At 44.9% G+C, this 18,857-nt stretch carries 19 protein-coding genes, 10 tRNA genes and 1 rRNA gene; 3 read left to right on the top strand and 27 right to left on the bottom strand.

Annotated features, from left to right (window positions below):
- Positions 1–251: 251 nt before the first annotated feature.
- The 7 genes from JOC27_RS12705 to sigW form a co-directional block, all read right to left on the bottom strand.
- Positions 252–959: a DNA alkylation repair protein gene (locus JOC27_RS12705; protein WP_205007657.1), complete on the bottom strand. Its 708-nt coding sequence runs from the start codon at positions 957–959 to the stop codon at positions 252–254.
- 225 nt (positions 960–1,184) lie between these two features.
- On the bottom strand, positions 1,185–2,990 hold the full coding sequence (gene glmS, locus JOC27_RS12710; RefSeq protein ID WP_205007658.1) for a glutamine--fructose-6-phosphate transaminase (isomerizing): 1,806 nt from the start codon (positions 2,988–2,990) through the stop codon (positions 1,185–1,187).
- Positions 2,991–3,462: 472 nt separating this feature from the next.
- Positions 3,463–4,818 (bottom strand): phosphoglucosamine mutase, encoded by a 1,356-nt coding sequence (gene glmM / locus JOC27_RS12715; protein WP_205007659.1) that lies wholly within the window; start codon positions 4,816–4,818, stop codon positions 3,463–3,465.
- Positions 4,819–4,906: 88 nt separating this feature from the next.
- The gene (locus tag JOC27_RS12720) at positions 4,907–6,187 is read right to left on the bottom strand and encodes a CdaR family protein (RefSeq protein ID WP_205007660.1); all 1,281 of its coding nucleotides are present in this window, start codon (positions 6,185–6,187) and stop codon (positions 4,907–4,909) included.
- On the bottom strand, positions 6,180–6,998 hold the full coding sequence (cdaA, locus tag JOC27_RS12725; protein ID WP_205007661.1) for a diadenylate cyclase CdaA: 819 nt from the start codon (positions 6,996–6,998) through the stop codon (positions 6,180–6,182). Before cdaA ends, JOC27_RS12720 begins: the two co-directional genes overlap by 8 nt.
- 278 nt (positions 6,999–7,276) lie before the next feature.
- Positions 7,277–7,666, bottom strand: a complete 390-nt coding sequence (locus tag JOC27_RS12730) for an anti-sigma factor family protein (protein ID WP_205007662.1) — start codon at positions 7,664–7,666, stop codon at positions 7,277–7,279.
- Positions 7,663–8,241 (bottom strand): RNA polymerase sigma factor SigW, encoded by a 579-nt coding sequence (gene sigW / locus JOC27_RS12735; RefSeq protein ID WP_205007663.1) that lies wholly within the window; start codon positions 8,239–8,241, stop codon positions 7,663–7,665. The genes JOC27_RS12730 and sigW overlap by 4 nt, the downstream gene beginning before the upstream one ends.
- A gap of 243 nt (positions 8,242–8,484) precedes the next feature.
- Here sigW and JOC27_RS12740 point away from each other — a divergent pair, with 243 nt between their 5' ends.
- Complete coding sequence (locus tag JOC27_RS12740; RefSeq protein ID WP_205007664.1) at positions 8,485–8,637, top strand: aspartyl-phosphate phosphatase Spo0E family protein; 153 nt, start codon at positions 8,485–8,487, stop codon at positions 8,635–8,637.
- Between the two features lie 423 nt (positions 8,638–9,060).
- Here JOC27_RS12740 and JOC27_RS12745 read toward each other — a convergent pair.
- The 13 genes from JOC27_RS12745 to JOC27_RS12800 all read right to left on the bottom strand — a co-directional run bounded on the left by JOC27_RS12745 (position 9,061) and on the right by JOC27_RS12800 (position 13,446).
- Positions 9,061–9,133, bottom strand: a tRNA-Ala gene (locus tag JOC27_RS12745).
- 7 nt (positions 9,134–9,140) lie between these two features.
- Positions 9,141–9,215, bottom strand: a tRNA-Gly gene (locus tag JOC27_RS12750).
- 53 nt (positions 9,216–9,268) lie between these two features.
- Positions 9,269–9,354, bottom strand: a tRNA-Leu gene (locus tag JOC27_RS12755).
- A 7-nt stretch (positions 9,355–9,361) separates the two neighbouring features.
- Positions 9,362–9,437: transfer RNA gene (locus JOC27_RS12760), tRNA-Lys, on the bottom strand.
- An 18-nt stretch (positions 9,438–9,455) separates the two neighbouring features.
- Positions 9,456–9,540: transfer RNA gene (locus JOC27_RS12765), tRNA-Tyr, on the bottom strand.
- A gap of 21 nt (positions 9,541–9,561) precedes the next feature.
- A tRNA-Thr gene (locus JOC27_RS12770) sits at positions 9,562–9,637 on the bottom strand.
- Between the two features lie 5 nt (positions 9,638–9,642).
- Positions 9,643–9,718: transfer RNA gene (locus JOC27_RS12775), tRNA-Val, on the bottom strand.
- A 4-nt stretch (positions 9,719–9,722) separates the two neighbouring features.
- Positions 9,723–9,794 (bottom strand) — tRNA-Glu (locus tag JOC27_RS12780).
- A 271-nt stretch (positions 9,795–10,065) separates the two neighbouring features.
- Entirely contained in the window at positions 10,066–10,200 is a 135-nt protein-coding gene (locus JOC27_RS13560) for a hypothetical protein (protein WP_275587845.1), read from the bottom strand.
- A 119-nt stretch (positions 10,201–10,319) separates the two neighbouring features.
- Positions 10,320–11,093, bottom strand: a complete 774-nt coding sequence (locus tag JOC27_RS12785; RefSeq protein WP_205007665.1) for a M15 family metallopeptidase — start codon at positions 11,091–11,093, stop codon at positions 10,320–10,322.
- Between the two features lie 536 nt (positions 11,094–11,629).
- Positions 11,630–11,782 carry a hypothetical protein gene (locus JOC27_RS12790; protein ID WP_205007666.1) on the bottom strand — a complete coding sequence of 51 codons (153 nt, stop codon included), beginning with the start codon at positions 11,780–11,782 and terminating at the stop codon, positions 11,630–11,632.
- Between the two features lie 107 nt (positions 11,783–11,889).
- Positions 11,890–12,720, bottom strand: coding sequence for an AAC(3) family N-acetyltransferase (locus JOC27_RS12795; protein WP_205007667.1), 831 nt, complete (start codon positions 12,718–12,720; stop codon positions 11,890–11,892).
- A gap of 300 nt (positions 12,721–13,020) precedes the next feature.
- The gene (locus tag JOC27_RS12800) at positions 13,021–13,446 is read right to left on the bottom strand and encodes a universal stress protein (RefSeq protein WP_205007668.1); all 426 of its coding nucleotides are present in this window, start codon (positions 13,444–13,446) and stop codon (positions 13,021–13,023) included.
- A gap of 467 nt (positions 13,447–13,913) precedes the next feature.
- On the opposite strand from JOC27_RS12800, the gene JOC27_RS12805 reads away from it, so the two are divergent.
- A complete protein-coding gene (locus JOC27_RS12805) occupies positions 13,914–14,900 on the top strand; it encodes a DMT family transporter (RefSeq protein WP_205007669.1) in 987 nt (328 codons plus the stop codon).
- A gap of 244 nt (positions 14,901–15,144) precedes the next feature.
- Here the strand turns inward: JOC27_RS12805 and JOC27_RS12810 are convergent, their stop codons facing one another.
- The 4 genes from JOC27_RS12810 to JOC27_RS12825 all read right to left on the bottom strand — a co-directional run bounded on the left by JOC27_RS12810 (position 15,145) and on the right by JOC27_RS12825 (position 17,885).
- Positions 15,145–16,233, bottom strand: a complete 1,089-nt coding sequence (locus JOC27_RS12810) for a TIGR04053 family radical SAM/SPASM domain-containing protein (protein ID WP_205007674.1) — start codon at positions 16,231–16,233, stop codon at positions 15,145–15,147.
- A gap of 266 nt (positions 16,234–16,499) precedes the next feature.
- Positions 16,500–16,694 (bottom strand): hypothetical protein, encoded by a 195-nt coding sequence (locus JOC27_RS12815; protein WP_205007670.1) that lies wholly within the window; start codon positions 16,692–16,694, stop codon positions 16,500–16,502.
- 124 nt (positions 16,695–16,818) lie between these two features.
- On the bottom strand, positions 16,819–17,478 hold the full coding sequence (locus tag JOC27_RS12820; RefSeq protein ID WP_205007671.1) for a nitroreductase family protein: 660 nt from the start codon (positions 17,476–17,478) through the stop codon (positions 16,819–16,821).
- Positions 17,478–17,885, bottom strand: a complete 408-nt coding sequence (locus JOC27_RS12825; protein ID WP_205007672.1) for a MarR family winged helix-turn-helix transcriptional regulator — start codon at positions 17,883–17,885, stop codon at positions 17,478–17,480. The genes JOC27_RS12820 and JOC27_RS12825 overlap by 1 nt, the downstream gene beginning before the upstream one ends.
- A 216-nt stretch (positions 17,886–18,101) precedes the next feature.
- On the opposite strand from JOC27_RS12825, the gene JOC27_RS12830 reads away from it, so the two are divergent.
- Complete coding sequence (locus tag JOC27_RS12830) at positions 18,102–18,263, top strand: hypothetical protein (RefSeq protein ID WP_205007673.1); 162 nt, start codon at positions 18,102–18,104, stop codon at positions 18,261–18,263.
- 240 nt (positions 18,264–18,503) lie between these two features.
- Here the strand turns inward: JOC27_RS12830 and JOC27_RS12835 are convergent.
- The 3 genes from JOC27_RS12835 to rrf all read right to left on the bottom strand — a co-directional run.
- Positions 18,504–18,577, bottom strand: a tRNA-Thr gene (locus JOC27_RS12835).
- Between the two features lie 2 nt (positions 18,578–18,579).
- Positions 18,580–18,654: transfer RNA gene (locus tag JOC27_RS12840), tRNA-Asn, on the bottom strand.
- A 125-nt stretch (positions 18,655–18,779) separates the two neighbouring features.
- A 5S ribosomal RNA gene (rrf, locus tag JOC27_RS13695) occupies positions 18,780–18,857 on the bottom strand; the annotation flags it as partial.

The raw sequence follows: 18,857 nt of genomic DNA on the forward strand, positions 1-18,857 counted from the left end.
TCCATTATAAAGGATTTTTTTGTCTAGAAACCATATTAATTTTGAACATTCATAGTATTATGAATGGTTTGAATAAATTAGTGAAACGCTAGTAGTCTTTTGGCGTAAAATTGACATTTTTCAAGAATAAATCAATTCTATTCCTTGCCGCCCGTGAAGAAAACTGATGAGCTCCTCTTTATAGGTCGGCCAATGACTCTTCGCTAATCCTGTCTCTATCAATGTCTTTTTTTCGGGAATGGCCATCAAGGCTAACACCTTACGTATCTGCGTTTGAAGCCAATTCTTCCTCTATCTATGTCCTTTTGAATACTTTCGAAAGCGCTTAGGATCTTGCTTTTTTTCTTGCCCCGGCTGATTTCGATTGGTCCGACCGACCTTGCGGTTTCGAGCGCTTTATCATGGAGCGGCAAATAGGAAATCCCGACGGTGTAGATAAAATTATTCATCGAAGCTTTCGATCGATCAGGAGAATCGTGAATGGTATTTTCCACTTGATCAAGCATGCTGGCAATCTTATTTGAGTTAAATTCGCTGTCCGGGCGATTACCCAAAAGCCAGCAGTAACAGCTCCAGCCAGCCGACATTCTCAATTCTTCACCGCTTGCGATCCATTTATCAGCAACGACTTGTGCAAAATCGGCTTCTGACAGAGTGACTGCCACTACAAAATCAGACAGCATATAAAAGTACGCCGCATCCATCCAACGCTCAAAATCCGTCTCAGTCATTGTCATTGGATTCGCAATGATACCAGCAAAATACATGGCATCGTAGTTCCCGGTGGCGTAAAGCTGTTCGGCCAATGGCTGATTGATCTTGATTTTCTTTGCAATCGGCTTCATTTGTCCTGTAGCCACACCAAAAAGCGGCTCATGTGCACCATTGCTAATATAGATCTTCTTGATTCGTTCCTTGCCGAGCGCTTCCAATTCCTGCATCACCATTTCACAATCCATCGTTTTGCACTTCCTTTCTTTAGCCTCGTGCCTAGTGCATCGTAACATTCCTAAATACAAATGATGATATTGCAAATGCTTGAATGCCTATTTCTGTTAAAAGATTAGCTAATTCTAAATGCTTTCTTTCGTTTAGACAAAAAAAGCCCCTTTAGACTATTATATCTAAAAGGGTAAAACAGAATAATTTATAGAGACAAAAATTAATTTAAACTTCCGCTTCTTTTATTCCACCGTCACACTTTTCGCCAAATTTCGTGGTTTATCGACGTCGCATTCATTTTGCAATGCAGCGTAGTACGCGATCAGCTGTAGCGGAACAGCGCAAACAAGGGGGGTAAAATATTCGTGAACTTTTGGCAAGATAATCGAGTCGCCCGGGCGATCCGTCACGTCCTTCATACTGATGACACACGTATGGGCACCACGCGCAGCCACTTCCTGCACGTTGCCGCGGATATGATCATTGACTGCTTCCTGTGTCGCAAACGCCAGCACAGGCGTCCCATCTTCGATTAACGCGATTGTGCCGTGCTTTAGTTCGCCGCCGGCGAAGCCTTCCGCTTGAATATAGGAAACTTCCTTCAGCTTGAGCGCGGCCTCCATGCACACGTAATAGTCAAGACCGCGGCCAATATAGAAGGCGTTGCGGGTGATCGATAGGTAGTCGCGCGCGATCTCCTGAAGCTGCGCCTTCTCATCGATCATCTGTTCCATAGCCAGTGCAGCAAGACTCATTTCGTGCACCGGATCAAAACCAAGCGTCAATCCCTTGGCTGTTGCGAGCGTCGCGGCCATAACAGAGAACACGGCAATCATCGCCGTATAAGCCTTGGTTGAAGCCACAGCAATTTCCGGTCCTGCGTAGAGCAACATTTTATAATCGGCTTCGCGGTAGAGCGTTGATCCCTCGACGTTTGTCATCGTTAAAGTTGGATAGCCAAGCTTCTTCACTTTGACCAGAACTGCACGGCTGTCGGCCGTCTCCCCACTTTGAGAGATGAAGATAAACAACGGCTTTTTCGACAGGAGTGGCATATTATATGAGAATTCACTCGAGATATGCACTTCAGTCGGAATTCCGGCAATTTTCTCAAGCAGATGCTTGCCAACGAGACCGGCATGATAGCTGGTGCCGCAGGCGACGATATAGAGCCGATCCGCTGCATTCAAAGCCTCAGCAATTGCAGTATCTGTCGCTAATTTGCCATCTTTGCCGGTATAGTTCTGTAACAGGCGACGGATCACGGCTGGCTGTTCGTCGATTTCTTTAATCATATAGTGCGGATAGGTGCCTTTTTCCATGTCCTTTGCGTCAAAGGAGACCGTATACGGTTCGCGTTCCTGCACATTGCCGTCCAAATCCTTAAGCACGTAGCTGTCGCGTGTAAGCTCAACGATTTCTCCATCCATTAGCTCGACATAGCGTCGCGTCTTCTGAATCATCGCTGTTGCATCACTGGCCACCACATGGAAGCCATCACCAACACCGATTAAAAGTGGACTTTTATTCTTCGCGACATAAAGCATATCCGGATTTTCGGCGTCAAGCAATGCGATCGCATAGGAGCCCTTCACAAATTTCAGCGTTTTCATCAACGCAGCTTCTACACCAAGGCCCTCTTTAACGAATTTTTCGATCACTTGGACAACAATCTCCGTATCCGTTTCACTTTTAAGCGAAACGCCCTGAAGATACTGTTCCCGAAGTTGCACGAAGTTTTCGATCACACCATTATGAACGATCGTCAGACGACCGGACGCACTCTGATGGGGATGCGCATTGCGTTTATTCGGTTCGCCATGAGTCGCCCAACGTGTATGGCCAATGCCGAGCGTTGCGTGAATCGACGGATCAATGTGCTTTTCAAGAGCGGCAATCCGCCCTTTTTCTTTAAAAACATGGACGCCTTCGCTATTCAGAAGTGCAATACCCGCAGAGTCATAACCGCGATACTCGAGATTGCTGAGTCCCTTTAGCAAAATTGCCGGTGCATCCTCATTGCCAATATAGCCTACAATACCACACATAGGAAAATCCTCCTCTGCGGGGCAAGAAAGCCTGGGGCGTTCCTGCCCCACTTGTTTGTCATTTTTGTAAAACCTATGTGCATGCGATCCAGCTTCTGTGCAGAAGATTGCTCTTCTGTTTTGAGCGTGGATTAACGGGTGCAAGCTTCCCGAGAGGTATCCGCCGAATCTTTCGATAAACCTCTTCCTCGTCAACTACTCTTTCAGTTTTCCCGTATCCTAAGAGTAGTCCTGGCGCTCTTTATTCAGTTAGTCTACCCTCTCTTTCCACTCTTGAGTCAAAGACATTCTACTGGAGATGAGCAGCACTGTCAATAACAGATTTGCCCACTCTCTTGTGCCTTCCTTAAAATTGTATTCAAGCAGTTCTTAAATCGTGCCTGCGGACATACTTTGATAAATGAAAAGAGTGAACACATCCGTTGAACGTGTTCACCCCCGTTATATCAATTTATCGTTTGGCTGCCTGTATTTATTGAATCACGCCGCCGATTTCGCGGACAATCGTTTGCGCAATCTGATCGACGTAGGCATTGCATAAATCCTCTGTCGGCGCTTCGGCCATCACCCGAATCAGCGCTTCTGTTCCCGAAGGTCGGACAAGCACGCGACCGTCGCCGGCCATTTGTGCTTCGACAGCCGCAATTGATTCAGCGACTGCTGGATTGTCAGCCACATGGAATTTATCTGCGACACGGATATTAACAAGCTTCTGTGGATAAGTTCTCACGCCGGCCGCAAGTTCCGACAGCTTCTTACCGGTGCTCTTCATGATGCTGACAAGCTGAAGAGCCGTCAACATGCCGTCTCCTGTCGTTGTGTGATCGAGAAAGATAATATGCCCCGATTGTTCGCCGCCAAGTGAATAGCCACCGGCACACATCTCTTCCATCACGTAGCGATCACCGACGACTGTTTGTTTCGTTTCAATTTGCGCATCTTTCAACGCTTTATATAAACCAAGATTGCTCATCACCGTCGTGACGAGTGTGTTTTTGCTTAATTGACCAATTGATTTGAGATAAGTGGCACAGATATACATGATTTTATCGCCGTCAATGACATTACCAAGTTCGTCGACAGCAATCAGCCGGTCACCATCGCCATCGAAGGCGAGTCCGCAATCGGCCCCTTTCTCAACAACGAATGCTGCGAGCGCTTCAGGATGCGTGGATCCAACGCCATCGTTGATATTCTTTCCGTTCGGTGCAGATCCGATCGTAACGATGTCCGCATCCAAATCGGCAAAGAGACGTGGAGCGAGCGAGCTTGTTGAACCATTGGCACAGTCTAGCGCAATCTGAAGGGACGAAAAATCATCCTCTTGAATCGTTTGCTTCAAAAATTGGATATATTTCTGTCCGCCTTCAAAATAATCATTCGATGTGCCCAGATCACCACCGATTGGTCGTGGCAAAGTATCTGTATCTTTTGAAAGCAGCGCTTCGATTTCTTCTTCAACTTCATCGCTGAGCTTGAACCCATCGCTACCGAAGAATTTGATTCCATTATCGGCAACTGGATTATGCGACGCGGAAATCATGATCCCAGCACTCGCATCCATAGCTTTCGTCAGATAAGCAACGCCTGGCGTCGTGATCACACCCAACTTCATCACTTCAGCCCCAATTGACAGCAGTCCAGCGATCAACGCGCCTTCCAGCATACTCCCGGAAATACGTGTATCCCGGCCGACCATAACCTTGGGATGCTCCGTCTGTTGCGTCAGAACATAACCCCCGGTCCGGCCAAGTTTGAAAGCCAGCTCAGGCGTCAGATCCTGATTGGCTATACCTCTGACTCCATCTGTTCCAAAATATTTAGTCATTCGATTATCGCTCCTATCTATCCACTCGTCCAGGCTCGCCGCTTAATTGTAAACTGTGAACGATTTTATGTCAAAGCTGTCTAAGTTATCAGCTGATCGTGACGCCCAGTGTCTTGGGATTGCAAATGGCGTTCAGACCATCTGGAACGGTAACAGAAACCGCAACATTATTATCGCCGGAACTCAGGTTACTGACATCGGCAATGGCTTGAATATCGCCGGAAGTCAGGCTATCGACTGTGCTGGCATCTCCGGTAACCGATACATCCACAGAGCCACCCGAATCGAAGGTAGCCTGCTTACCATTCTTCAATCCGACAAGATTTACCGGTACATTGTTGAACTTTTTCGTAATGCTTGCCGTAACTGCACTCGCGCTTCCTAAAGAAGAATTTGTACTCGCACTCGATGGGGTCACTGATTTATCAATATGAACCGTCACTTTCACTTTTTCCGGTGAGACGAGCGTTGCTCCGTTCGGTACGGGTACAGAAACGGTAAACGTTTGATCTGATTTTAACCCGTCAACAGACACGGACAGCGGATCAATCGATGTAATTGAACCTAGTGTTTTCGCATCTGGGGCCGTAACGGTGGCCTTTTGCGAAGATAAATCGATTGAACTGATTGTATACCCCTTTGCAGGATTACCGGTCGTTGCCGCTTGCAGACTTAGCGTCTTGGATAAACCGGTTATTGGAATTTGCACATTGACGGCAGATGGCTCAATCACAACATTGAGCGGATCCCCACTGTTATCATAAGCATGCAGTGGGACTGTTTGGTTGATGTCGCTTGTGGCATTCTTTACATTGACAATCCCTTTAACAAAAGCAATTGAATTGACTACTTCTTCGCCACCAGTTACCGTAACCGTCTTAGGGCTCACGGACAGGTCACCTACTTTATAGCCCGTACCCATTTTGTCTTTTCCTGATTCGTCAATGGCGACTGGAAACTCCTTGCTCGTCTTTTTCTGCAACGTGACACGAACAACTTTCGGCGTCGATTTGACTGACAAATCACTCGGAAATCCCTTCGTCTGCACCTTGACATCATAGGTTCCGGGTTTCATTCCATTCAGATCAATATACGCACTCTTGTTCATCAACCTTGCCTTCAGAATCAGGTTGCTGGCACCTTGCAGATGAATAGAAACTTGCTGCGGCACACCACTGACAACATATTTATTGGAATCATAGATCACATTTAACTTCTCCGTCACGCTCATCTCCTGAGTGGGACTGACCACGACACTTGAAGGACTCGTTGAGGGGCCTTCACCTGCCGAAACGATCGCATAGAGCATCAGCGCAATCAGAAAAGATATAATTTTGACCAACCAGTTTTTACGCAAGAGTTTATCCATTGTGCTTTCCTCTCCAATTCCAGCGTAAAGCGGTACTTGATTCCGGATGGCTGAGTTCGTTATCTAGAGTATCTCTCAGCTGATCGAGTGAAATATCTCGCGTCAGTTTTCCGTTTTTCGTGACCGTTATGCCGCCTGTTTCTTCAGAGACGACAACTGTCAGCGAATCGGTCACTTCGCTCACACCCATCGCTGCACGGTGACGCGTCCCCAATTCTTTCGAAATGAATGGACTTTCTGACAAGGGCAGATAGCAGGCTGCCGCAACAACTTCATTGTTTCTTATAATTACGGCGCCATCATGCAGCGGCGTATTGGGGATAAAAATATTGATCAGCAATTGCGACGTTAAATTGCCATTGATTGCAATGCCTGTTTCAATATATTCATTCAGTCCGGTTTTCCTTTCAACCGACATCAACGCGCCAATACGTCGTTTTGCCATATACTCCGTTGCTTTAACAATGGCTTCAATTGTTTGTTTATGTTGCTCTTCAACAACCGGATTTCTTGAAAAAAGTCTTCCCCGACCCAATTGTTCCAGAACACGGCGCAGTTCTGGCTGAAAAATCACCATAATCGCAAACAATCCGTATGTAATTGCATTGTTCAGGATCCATTCAAGCGTTCGCAGTTGAAAGAGACTGCTTAGGAACCAAACGGCGACAATCAGCATGATTCCTTTCGCTAATTGGACGGCTTTGGTGCCCCGAATTATCAATATCACCTTATAGATCAGATAGGTTACAATTAATATATCAACAATATCCGTCAAGTAATTAAGAATATTGAAATGGGTCCATAAAGCCATGGCTTTCATCCTCCAAATAGACTGCGCGCTAACCACTGACTGCAGCTTTTCTCTTTCTGTTTTAAGATCAACTTGTCTACGCCAAGTCTTTTTTTGCAAAAATTGCGCTCTGGCTGCACTTTTCATGCAAAGTTATATATGGTGTTCCAAATGTAGAACAAATGCACGTGTGTATCGGGCGGCTTGTCCGTACCACTGAAGACTTGTATCTTTATTCTATGCTTTTCTTCATTAAAAATGAATCTGCTGGAAATTTGCAGGTTCCTAATTCGAGTTCTTCACCGGGAAGCCTTGGTCAGTACAATACCCTTCGCATTTTTGGCCTGACTTGCTGACTGCCGGTTCGCCGCGAAAACCGCCAATGACATTGGCACGGCGCAGACTGCCATGGTAGCCAGAACCGGATGTTTCGCTGTCCATCTTCGAAATAGCCGGCGTTTTTCTTTAGGAATTTGTTCCAGAACATTTTTCGTAAAATCAATCGGTAGTTCAGGGGTCATCAGCAGATTCAACATCGCCATGGAGTCCTTCAATTGCGCATAGTGTGCCCGGCACGTCGCACAACCTGCCAAGTGTTTGCTCAGCAGACCGCGTTCTTTGCTACTCGCGTCACCGTCCAATACTTTGTCAATTAACAGACTGTATTTCTTGAATTCAGAACAATTCATTCCTTTTCACCCCTGAGCACAATCAAATATTTTCTTAACTGTTCCCTTCCACGATGGATTCGTGTTTTCACTGTCGCCACTGGAATATCCATGATTTCACTAATTTCCTTCAGGCTAAGATCTTCCAAGTACTTCAAGACGATCGCCGTCCGATATTTCTCCGGCAAACGCTGGATCTCTTTCTGAACAGCTGTCTCCAACTCATTCTGAACCATCTTTTCATCAGGTGATGCCTGGTTATCGGGTAGAATCGCCTCAAGAGCGAGTCCTTCAGTCCCCGGAAGCTCCGCGTCAAGCGAAACACCAGGTTTTCGTCGTCTGAGCGCGTCGATCGACAAATTCGTCGCGATGCGGAATAGCCATGTCGAAAATTTTCGCTCCATATCATATTGCCCAATATATCGATAGGCCCGTAGGAAGGTTTCCTGGGATAAGTCTTCTGCTTCCTGTTTATTGCCGACCATGCGGAAACAGATCACATAGACCTTGTTTTTGTACTTATCGACCATTTCAGCAAATGCTTGATGATCGCCTTTTTTTATTTTTTTGATCAGCCGCTTTTCTTTAGCTTCCATAGTGACCTCTTTATACGCCATAGTATACGAAAAGTCTGCGCCTCAAGTTTCAGTCGTTATACATGATGGATTGGACCGTGAAACGCGGGCGCGTAATATAGCAACCATCTGCTTCCCGTCCGGCAGAAGTTGATGGGGCTGTTTTTCTTTCAAAGTGTCGGGGCCGGCACATAAAACTTGTTTACATAGATAGAATAGGGTAAGTTTATAATAGTACGAACAATACACGGTGGAGGTGGTTTGATGAACAAACAGCAGCTTGTTATCAAAATCGAAGAATTACGCCAACAGCTATTTCTTGCAGCCGTCAACGAATCTCTAACCTCTCCGAAAGTACAATACGCAAGCCGCACACTGGATCAGCTTCTGAATAAATACGAACGTCTGATACGATAAATAGCGATATAATTTTGAGGATGTCTCAAATGCCGATTGTTCGGCTTTGAGACGTTCTTTTTTATCCGTTTTAAGAAGGTATAAGCTTTTAGTATTATGAGTATCAGAAAAACTTGGCATAGCCAAGTCCTTTTTTAACATTTGCGTTTCGGCTGCTCGCTTTGCCGCGAGCCTCCTTGATCAGGTAAAAGTCTGCGGCGTCTCAATTCCCGCCAGAGGATTCCGACGACGCCATGGAGCGATTTCAAATCACAACGTATTATATGCTGTGCTCATTATAGCATATCGGCGACTCAATTCGAGACCTTTTCAGTTTGATCCCAGTAAGACAGCCGTGACACTCCGTCCCGATATAAAAAAAAGTGCCCGAATGGTTATTCCCACTCCAGCACTTCTTTATAAAGCGTTATGTATTGATTTGAGTGGAGCCTAGGGGGATCGAACCCCTGACCTCCTGCGTGCAAAGCAGGCGCTCTCCCAGCTGAGCTAAGGCCCCATAAAAATGGAGCGGAAGACGGGATTCGAACCCGCGACCCCCACCATGGCAAGGTGATGTTCTACCACTGAACTACTTCCGCACAATAAAGAAGAACGATTGCATTCTTCCTTATTCAGTTTATTCATTTCATCATGCGGATGAGAGGACTTGAACCTCCACGTCCGGTAAAGGACACTAGAACCTGAATCTAGCGCGTCTGCCAATTCCGCCACACCCGCAAATATATGGTGGGCCATGAAGGTCTCGAACCTTCGACCCTCTGATTAAGAGTCAGATGCTCTACCAACTGAGCTAATGGCCCATATAAAATGGTTATAAGTGGTGGAGGGAGAAGGTTTCGAACCTTCGAACCCAAAGGGAACGGATTTACAGTCCGTCGCGTTTAGCCTCTTCGCTATCCCTCCATATATATATATATCGATTCATGGTGCCGGTCAGAGGACTTGAACCCCCAACCTACTGATTACAAGTCAGTTGCTCTACCAATTGAGCTAGACCGGCAAATATGGTGGAGGATATAGGGCTCGAACCTATGACCCTCTGCTTGTAAGGCAGACGCTCTCCCAGCTGAGCTAATCCTCCAAAGTGACCCGTACGGGATTCGAACCCATGAACCCACCGTGAAAGGGTGGTGTCTTAACCGCTTGACGAACGGGCCAGGCTTTCTGTCGCAATCGACGTCTTTTATTATATCCAGAAAAGAAGTGCTTGTAAAGCACAATATTAAAGATGTTATATTCTGATTATTTGTGGCTCATTAAACACTATGAAAAACTGGGCTTAGTCAAGTCCTTTCAATAATTACGTTTCGGCTGCTCGCTTTTCCCGCAAGGCGCCAGCGCACCTCGCTGCATTTTTGTGCAAAAATCTTTCTTATCTCTTTAAGAAAAAGCGGGTGCCCGCTCAGGCAACCCGCTTCTCCTATCATTTCATTGATCTGGAAATAACTCTTTTTCCCGTGCCATCTTGCTCATTCTGTCTCTAACTGCCTGTCGCATCTTATTGTTCGGTTTCATCACATTGTATGCCGCTGCACCGATACCAATGGATGCGATCAGTGACATTAAGCTCCCTCTATCCTGCATCAAGGCTGTTCACCACCATCAATGGTTTTGTCCGCGTCGACGTGAACAGTTATAGCATGTCCGTATCCCGTGCCAAAATAAGCGACAATCATTGGCAATCACTTTGTGACCGGTACCTCGCCAAGATATTCTTCCAGTGTCTGGTCATTTTCTTTAATCGTCTTGGCAACGGTTGGGCCGACGTAGCGGAGATGCCAAGGTTCATATTCATAACCAGTCACCGCCTCTTTTCCTTTTGGATAGCGGATGATATAGCCATAAGCCTGAGCATATTTCTCCAGCCAATTCGATTCTTTTGTACCGGCAAAAGCAGTTGTAGCAGCACCCTGTCCCCCCGCTCCAGAAACATCAATGGCAAGTCCGGTCTCATGTTCGCTTGTTCCGGGCAATGCGCTATAGGTTAGCGCTTTTGCTTTCCCATCCCGCGCCGCATAGCGGTTGAACAGCGCGGTTTGTGTTCTGCTGGAACGATAGGCTGATACACCCACAAGCGTAATTCCATCTTTCGCCGCTGCACGGAACATTTTCTCTAGCGCGTTAGCTGCCACAAGACGCATCTTCGCTTTTTCTGTATGCCCGCCCAAAAACCGGACTTTTGGATAAACGAGCAAATGCGGCTGATAATTATCAGGAAGTTTAAAATGTTTGTTAACCAGCACAAGTATGCTCTCTGGATCGGCAACCACATGTACACCCTGCTGAACCATCGCAGAAACCGTAGGATGTATGTCTTTGATTTGATGCGACGCGTGATCATGCGCCGGATGTTCGCCCTGATGTGCTTTTTTCACATCCGTACGCAGAGAACAAGCGGAAAGTACAAGCAACACAATCAAGGCGGATAAAAAAAGTTTCCACTTTTGTCTTTTCATTAAATACTCCTTTTTCAGGCGATGTTGCAATCGAGTTTTTTTCCTCACGAACAGACTAAAAGCGCGTGGCGATAAAAAACGAATTAAAATTTGACAAAGCCTTATTTAAAAAAATCATATTTGTTCAGTATCTCAGTATTTGGCAATAAAAAAAAGCGAAAAAAGTTGGAAATACATTTCCACTTTTTCACTTTTTTGATTGAATCTGAGTGTTATTAATCTTCTTATGTTTAGACTTTGTTAAAATCTGCTGTTATTTTCAAGGGTAAATTGCTATGCGTTCACTGCCCCGGGTGCACCGCGAACCTCTTCGTCGTACAATCTAGAATCTGTCGGGACTCACTAACACGCTATCCCGCAGGCGTCTCACGCATTACCTTTTGGTCAGCATAATAACTAGTTTATGTAAAAAAAGTTTGGCAAGCAGGCCTTGTTACAATAAATGTGGGACAGCTACTCGCTTTACCCGCAGATGCCAGCGGCCTTATTCCAATTTTTCAAGTGATACAAAAGGACAAAACGTCCATTTTTTGTGATTATCCGAAAATCAGCTTAACATTAATAATGATGGACAAAATAAGCACAAGACGTGTCACAATCAATCGGCGGTTCATTTGCAAATTTTTTTGGACCATCACGTCATTAGTTCCCATTACTGTCGCAGCTTCCGGCGCTTTAAAAGACTGCATGAATAGCCACCCCATTCGGATTGTTTTCTCACAGTCGCATGAAACGGTTTCCTTTACACATTCAGAATAACCTTGAAATATTGATCGTATATTTGCGGATTATAAATTTATTGTAAAGCCGTTCTTCTTTGCTTTCTCAAGTAGGCAGCCGTATAGTCGACCACTTCTTTTTGATCGAGAAGGATGGACGGAGCTTGACCGATCATTCCTTTTCGTACAGCAGGTGACTGACCGAATTCTTGTTCGAAATGACGTCCAATTTCTGCAAATCGTTCTTCATGGTAATCCCAATCCTGATAATGAATCCATTGCCGTTCGCCACTAATCCGGACCGGGCTCATCCGCTTCACTTTTTTCAGGCGACCGGAGAACACTTCACCAAGATGCATCGACGTGTTCTTACGATAACCCACACCGATCAGTAGGACACGACCCTGGCATCGATAAATAGCGCCCAATGGGGAATTAGGACCAAGACCATTATTGTACGGATGATTATCGACAATTTGATCCCGGTACGCGCCCCAAACTGAAAATGAGTAGATCGGATGGCGACTGCGCCCAACATCTGGATACGTCCGAAAGACTTCGGCGACTCTTCCCATGCCAAGCGTGGGCGTCCGCGCCGGGTCGAAGGCGGGCATTTCCCGATAAATGGAATCGAACCAGTCCCGGGGTACAGAAGGATTACTCCAATCAGCTGGATCGGAAACATCTGCGCTGTGCGCCGGCATAATCAGCGTTCCCTTTTCGGTCAGCACATCTTGGAGTGCGCCGATAACGGCTGCTGTTCCTCCACATACCCATCCTATTTTGCTCATCGACGTATGAACAATCACTCGATCATTAGCTTTAAGACCCAAATCGAGTAAGTCTTCAACTATCCGAGATCGTGTCACAGCTGTCTGGCTTCGCCTAATCGCCTCTTCTTCGGTCATGCCTACATCCCTCTTTTTTACTATTATAAGCCAGGTCTCTTGTGGGTCACGAATGAACCAGTGACACCTGTTGAAAAAAGGTAAACACCATCAATTATTATTACGATCCAAATTTTTTCGCATACTTTTTACCACTTTGAAAAGCAATAATAGGGTTTGGCTGATCGTTTGCCGCGTACGCCAGATCGTTTTGTACCACATTTTGCACACAATCATATGCAGTATCTTGAATAAATCAAAAGACACACCCGCAAAAACAGTAGCGAGTGTGTCTTGCTCAAGCTAAAAGAATCGTGTGGCTTATTTCACAATCAGGACAGGGATATTCGACCGTTGAACCACACCATGGCTGACGCTACCTAAGAATTCCTTAACCCCGCTCAACCCTCTGCTGCCGATTACAATCAAATCATAATCATTTTCCTGTGCGAATGTCAAAATCGTCCGAACAGGTTGCCCCTCTTCGACAAAAGTATGTGTGACATTGGCTAGATCGCTCAACAATTCCTCGGCATTGGCAACAACTTCATTTCCATATTTAAATGTTGACTCGCGAACTTCCCGGTAGACATCGCCGACAATGAACTGATTGGTGGGAATCGTCACAACGTTAAGGACGTCAAGAACCGTCTGTTCATCGAGTTTGGCTAATTCAATGGCTTTGGCAAGCGCCTTTTTTGAGAGTTGCGAATCATCATATGAAACCAGAATTTTTGAAAACAGCATGCTACTCACGCACCTTTTCGTGAAATGTCTTCGTATACTTTTCTCCAGGAGAATGCCTCGCGCTGAATAGGGTGCATCTTTATAGCGCTTTCAAATCCGACTATTCAGAACTTTTTCTCCCTTATTATTTTACCACAATAATCAACCGCCGTGACCGGTCTGTTACAAAATAAAAAAGTTTTATAGCGTTCGCGATATAATCCTTTGCAGCACAATGTGCAAATAGCGGCTCGACAAATCTTCGACGAATCCCCGCCATATTTCCGTCAAATATTTTACATTATCACTTGAGAAGGCCCTTTCATTACTTACGTTTTTTTTATATCTGCGTTATATTAGTATATGCAAATAATAATGTTGTAGGTATTATTTGATAACGTTTTCACTGTGACTGCCGGTCTTTCGCGGCTGTTTGAGGCAAAGCGATCAGATCACCTGACTTTAAATTAAGGTGAGGTAATGAAACGATGAAAAAAGGCTACATCTATATCGCCTTTTCAACGCTGTTCTTCAGCACCATGGAAATCGCCATTAAACTGGTGGCGAACGAATTTAATCCTCTTCAATTAAACTTTTTGCGCTTTTTAATTGGATCAATGGTTCTTGCACCTTTGGCCATGCGGCATCTCAAAGGCACGGGATTCACGTTCAACAAAAAAGTGCTCAGCTATTTTTTGTTATCAGGTTTCAGTTGTGTGGTCGTCAGCATGACGTTCTTTCAAATGGCCATTGTTTATGCCAAAGCGTCGACCGTTGCCATTCTTTTTAGCTGCAACGCTGCGTTCTTGATTCCGTTTGCTCATTTCTTTCTGAAAGAAAAGCTAACGAAGCTCTCCATCCTTTCATTGATTATCAGTTTGGTTGGGATGGTCTGCATCGTGAATCCAGCTAATCTGACTAATCCTGTTGGTGTGTCGCTGTCAATTCTCGGTGCAGTGACCTTCGCTCTTTACGGCATCATCGGCCGCAAAGGCAGCCTGCGGTACGGATTTGACGGTGTGGTGCAAAGTAGTTTCAGCTTCTTCTTCGGCAGTCTGGAATTGCTCGTGCTGATGCTTCTGACAAAAATCAGTGTTGTTGCCGGTTGGTTGCAAGCTGTCGGCATGGGACAATTTAGTAATATACCTGTTTTCCAAGGTATATCATGGTCGGCACTCCCAATTTTATTCTATCTTGGCGTGATGGTTACGGGTCTCGGTTTCAGCTTCTACTTCCTTGCTATGGAAGAGACATCAGCTTCAACGGCTTCACTTGTTTTCTTCATCAAGCCAGCTTTTGCGCCTATACTTGCCCTATTTATTCTCGGTGAAGCTATTACACCAAATGTTCTAGCCGGTATCCTATTAATTGTCGCTGGTTCTTGTGTTCAACTGAGAGCCGATAGTCGTGAATCCAAACGCACAGCGAAAGCGCCCGTGATTCAGACCGATGCACAGCTACATGTACGCGGCTGATAGAATTAAGATAACTATCTTCGTCATCACCAAGTCTTTTTTGTAACCATGTGCTTTGGCTGCACGCTCGCACGCTGTTCCCGCAGGCATCTTGCACATGCCTTTTTGTTATAAAAATCAACATTAAATTTAAACATAGCTTTCTTTTAAAAAAAACCATCCAGTAATCTTCTACCGGATGGTTTTTTTAATACGCGTGAATATATCAAATTTCAACCGCATGACGTTTAAGAAAAACTGAGGCTTAGCATTTTGCTGCGCGCAATGCCTTAGGAATATACACACAGTATGGTTCCGCCGCCTTATAGTCGCCAGTCAGCGCATAGGCGCGTGAGCGTGATCCGCCGCAAACAAAACGGAACTCGCAAACGCCGCATTTTCCTTTTGTGCTGTCGGGATCACGAAGCGCTTGGAATACCGGGTGATTTCTGTAAATCTCCGGAAGCGGTGTCTCTTTAACGTTACCGCATTGTATCGGCAAGAATCCCGCCGGTTGCACATCGCCAGTGTGGCCGATAAAGACAAAACCGTTTCCATCATTGGTTCCCCGAGGTGCCTTAGCGAGATCATCCTGATGATGACCGATTGGGGCGAGTCCCTGTTCTCTGCGTTTCGCATTCTCCTGGTAGACAACGCGCCGATAGAACTGCCCTTCGGTTGTCGAGATAATATAAGGAACATGCTCCTGCATGTTAAAGGCCCAATGCATGACCGCCTCATGCTTTTCAGGGCTGATTGGCTGCAATAATTTTCCACGGCCTGTTGGCACAAGAAAGAATAGCGTCCAGACCGCTGCCCCAAGTTCAGTCAAGAGTTCAGCCATTTGCGGCAACTTGTCGACATTATACTGAGTGACTGTTGTATTGATTTGGAAGCGGATATCCGCCTCGTTCAGATAGCTAATAGCCTTCAACGTCCGTTCAAAACTGCCGGACACCCCGCGAAATGCGTCATGCGTTTCCGCATCCGCACCATCAAGCGAGAGCGCCCAACGTTTCATTCCTGCCTCTTTGGAACGAATGACTGCCTTCCTTGTCAGACGCGGCGTCGCCGATGGTGTGATTGACACCCGCATGCCTTTGCCTGCCGCATATTCTGTCAGTTCAAACAGATCATCACGCATTAATGGATCACCACCGGAGAAAACAAGCAGTGGATTATCCATTGAATAAATCTGATCTATCAATTGCTTGCCTTCAGCGGTTGTCAATTCACCTGGATAAGGGTGCAGTTGCGCCGCTGCTCTACAGTGCAGGCAATGCAACGGACACATCCTCGTTACTTCCCATATGACAATGAACGGATTCTGTTTGTAATCACGTACTTTCATCATTCCCATGCTTATCACCCGCTTTGCTTTCTATCTAGTCACGATATTACCGTTCGACATAAACCGTTCACATTATAACGCTGTACCCTTCTTTACCCTTGTATCTATTGTCACACTTTAGCCAAATAAATCTGAAACAATATCTGGGTCTATTTTTCATCGCAAACCATTCACTTAATAAAAATCACATGTAGCTCCGTTGCATTTCCTTATTAGTTCATGCAAAAACGCCCCGGAGACAACCTCCGGGGCGAAAAAGAAAGTGGCATTCAAATATTCCGTAGAACATCCTGTATTCTCTTTAATTCTTGATTGACCTGAACGATCACATTGTGCCATGCATCGAAAGACTCTTTGCGCTGCTTCAACTGCACAATGACCTTTCTCACGAAATAGACAATATAAGCAAGTAATAAGAGCAGGATAATCATAAAAAGATCAGCTGAACGAATGATGTTAAACACTCCTAAATAGTATTCATCCATATACTGTATTATAGAACATTCGCAGCTTATATGTGTAGTTTTGGGTATATTTCATACATTTTTTACATAAATGTAATGGTTTTTCCTCCACGAACAACCATTATTACGGGCGCTCACCAATTACGCCATCTGCCTGATTCCAAGAAACAACGCGTTCAATTGGCAGCCGAACACTTTCATGAGCCGGTTTTGCAGCTTTGCCTATGGAGAGGAGCATGATTGGAACATATCGCTCGACAGCTACACCGAGTGCTTCCATAATTTCTTTTCGTTCAAACCCACCAATCGGATTCGTATCGTATCCATGCGCCTTGGCAACGAGCATTAATTGCATCGCAACTAATCCACTGTCAATTAACGTATTTTCTCTTATCTCTTGTCTCGTCATCTTCGAGAAGGCATCTGTAACAAAGTTCAAATAATAGTCCTTAACGTCTTGGGGCATTAAATGCTTTTCGACAGCTGCTGTAAAAATCTCATCAGCGTAATCGACATGGTTCATATCCCCCAAAATTAAGATCATGGCTGAGGATGTTGCCAATTGACTTTGATTGAAACGAACTAAAGATTTTAATCGTTCCTTTCCTTCCTCTACGACAACAAATCGCCAGGGCTGTAAGTTGATGGACGAAGGAGCCTTCGTGGCTTCTTCAAGCATCTCCACCATTTCTTGATGCGGTATTTTTATAGATTGATCATACTGCTTTACAGAATGCCGTTCATTAATAACTTTAAAAAAATCGATTGATTTCTGTTGTTGCATTATTTAAATCCCCTGTCATTTATTTGTTCTGAAATATGCTCGATAAATTTTGACACCGAAACAATTTGTTCGTTTGTCAATACGGATAAAATATCATCCTGTAACGATTCTTTAATCGCTATTAAACGTTTCAGTTCTCGCTGCCCTTTATCGGTTAAAGAGAGTAGCATGAATCGCCTATCCTTGCTTTCCTTTTTTCTTTGAATAAACGCTTCTGCCTCCATCCTTTTTAAATGTCTTGTGACCGCAGAGGCGTCCAATTTCAAACGACGAATTAATTCCAGCTGACTCATTTCGCCAAATAAATCTATATGAAACAAAATCTCCAATTTAGTCAAGCTTGTATGCGCCATCGTTTCAAACGCACGATTCATTTCCTTACTGACCAAGTGTAATCGGTAGAACAATTCGTCTGCTTCCGTACACCGTTTGATTATTTTCGCCTCCAAGCATTAATTGACCTATCAATTGATGCATCAATTAATATAATTGAATCCATACTTATTGTCAACGGGAAAACACTTTTGAATAGAAGCAGGAGATTATTATGCACTTGATGTTTGGAAATTCTCATGTATAATAAGTTTACTTTTTACATTGGGTGCATATTCGGAGGTCATTGCATGGGAAACATCATCATTCAAATCTTGGGTATCGTCATTATCATTGGCGCTATTCTCTCTCTCTTCAAGAAGCATGATAGAAAAACTGTAATTACCCTTTTGATTATTGGTATTGTGTTCTTAGCTGACGGCATAATCGGTAAAATGTTTTTCGAAAAGTAATCAAGTTTTTGCTAAAAGTTGGCGATGGATCATCTGCCATTTAAAAGAAAGCGCGCACTACTTCGATCAATTCGGAGACAAGCGAGAATCTGCGGGGGCTCACTTGGCTCACTTTTCCCGCAAGGCGCCAACGGACCTCGCTGCATTTTTTGCGCAAATTTTTTATACTTTCTTATTTTGAAATAAAAACAGCGAGGTTTCAGATATATGAAACCTCGCTGTTTGCACGTTTTATAGAAGAGCTTCCAACTGGACTTGAACCAGCGACCCCTTCCTTACCATGGAAGTGCTCTACCGAACTGAGCTATGGAAGCAATGGCTCCACAGGTAGGGTTCGAACCTACGACCGATCGGTTAACAGCCGATTGCTCTGCCGCTGAGCTACTGTGGAATAACATAAAGAAGTAATCCTTCTCTATTATAGAGTAATTGATTGCTCCATGGAATACTTCATATTAATAATATATAAAGAAACAGGTCGCCATCCATGCGACAGCTTCCTGTTCTTTATCATTTGCCTGGCAGTGACCTACTCTCGCAGGGGGACAGCCCCCAACTACCATTGGCACAGAAGAGCTTAACGGCCGTGTTCGG

The sequence above is a fragment of the Sporolactobacillus spathodeae genome, assembly GCF_016908935.1.
GTDB lineage: Bacteria > Bacillota > Bacilli > Bacillales > Sporolactobacillaceae > Sporolactobacillus > Sporolactobacillus spathodeae.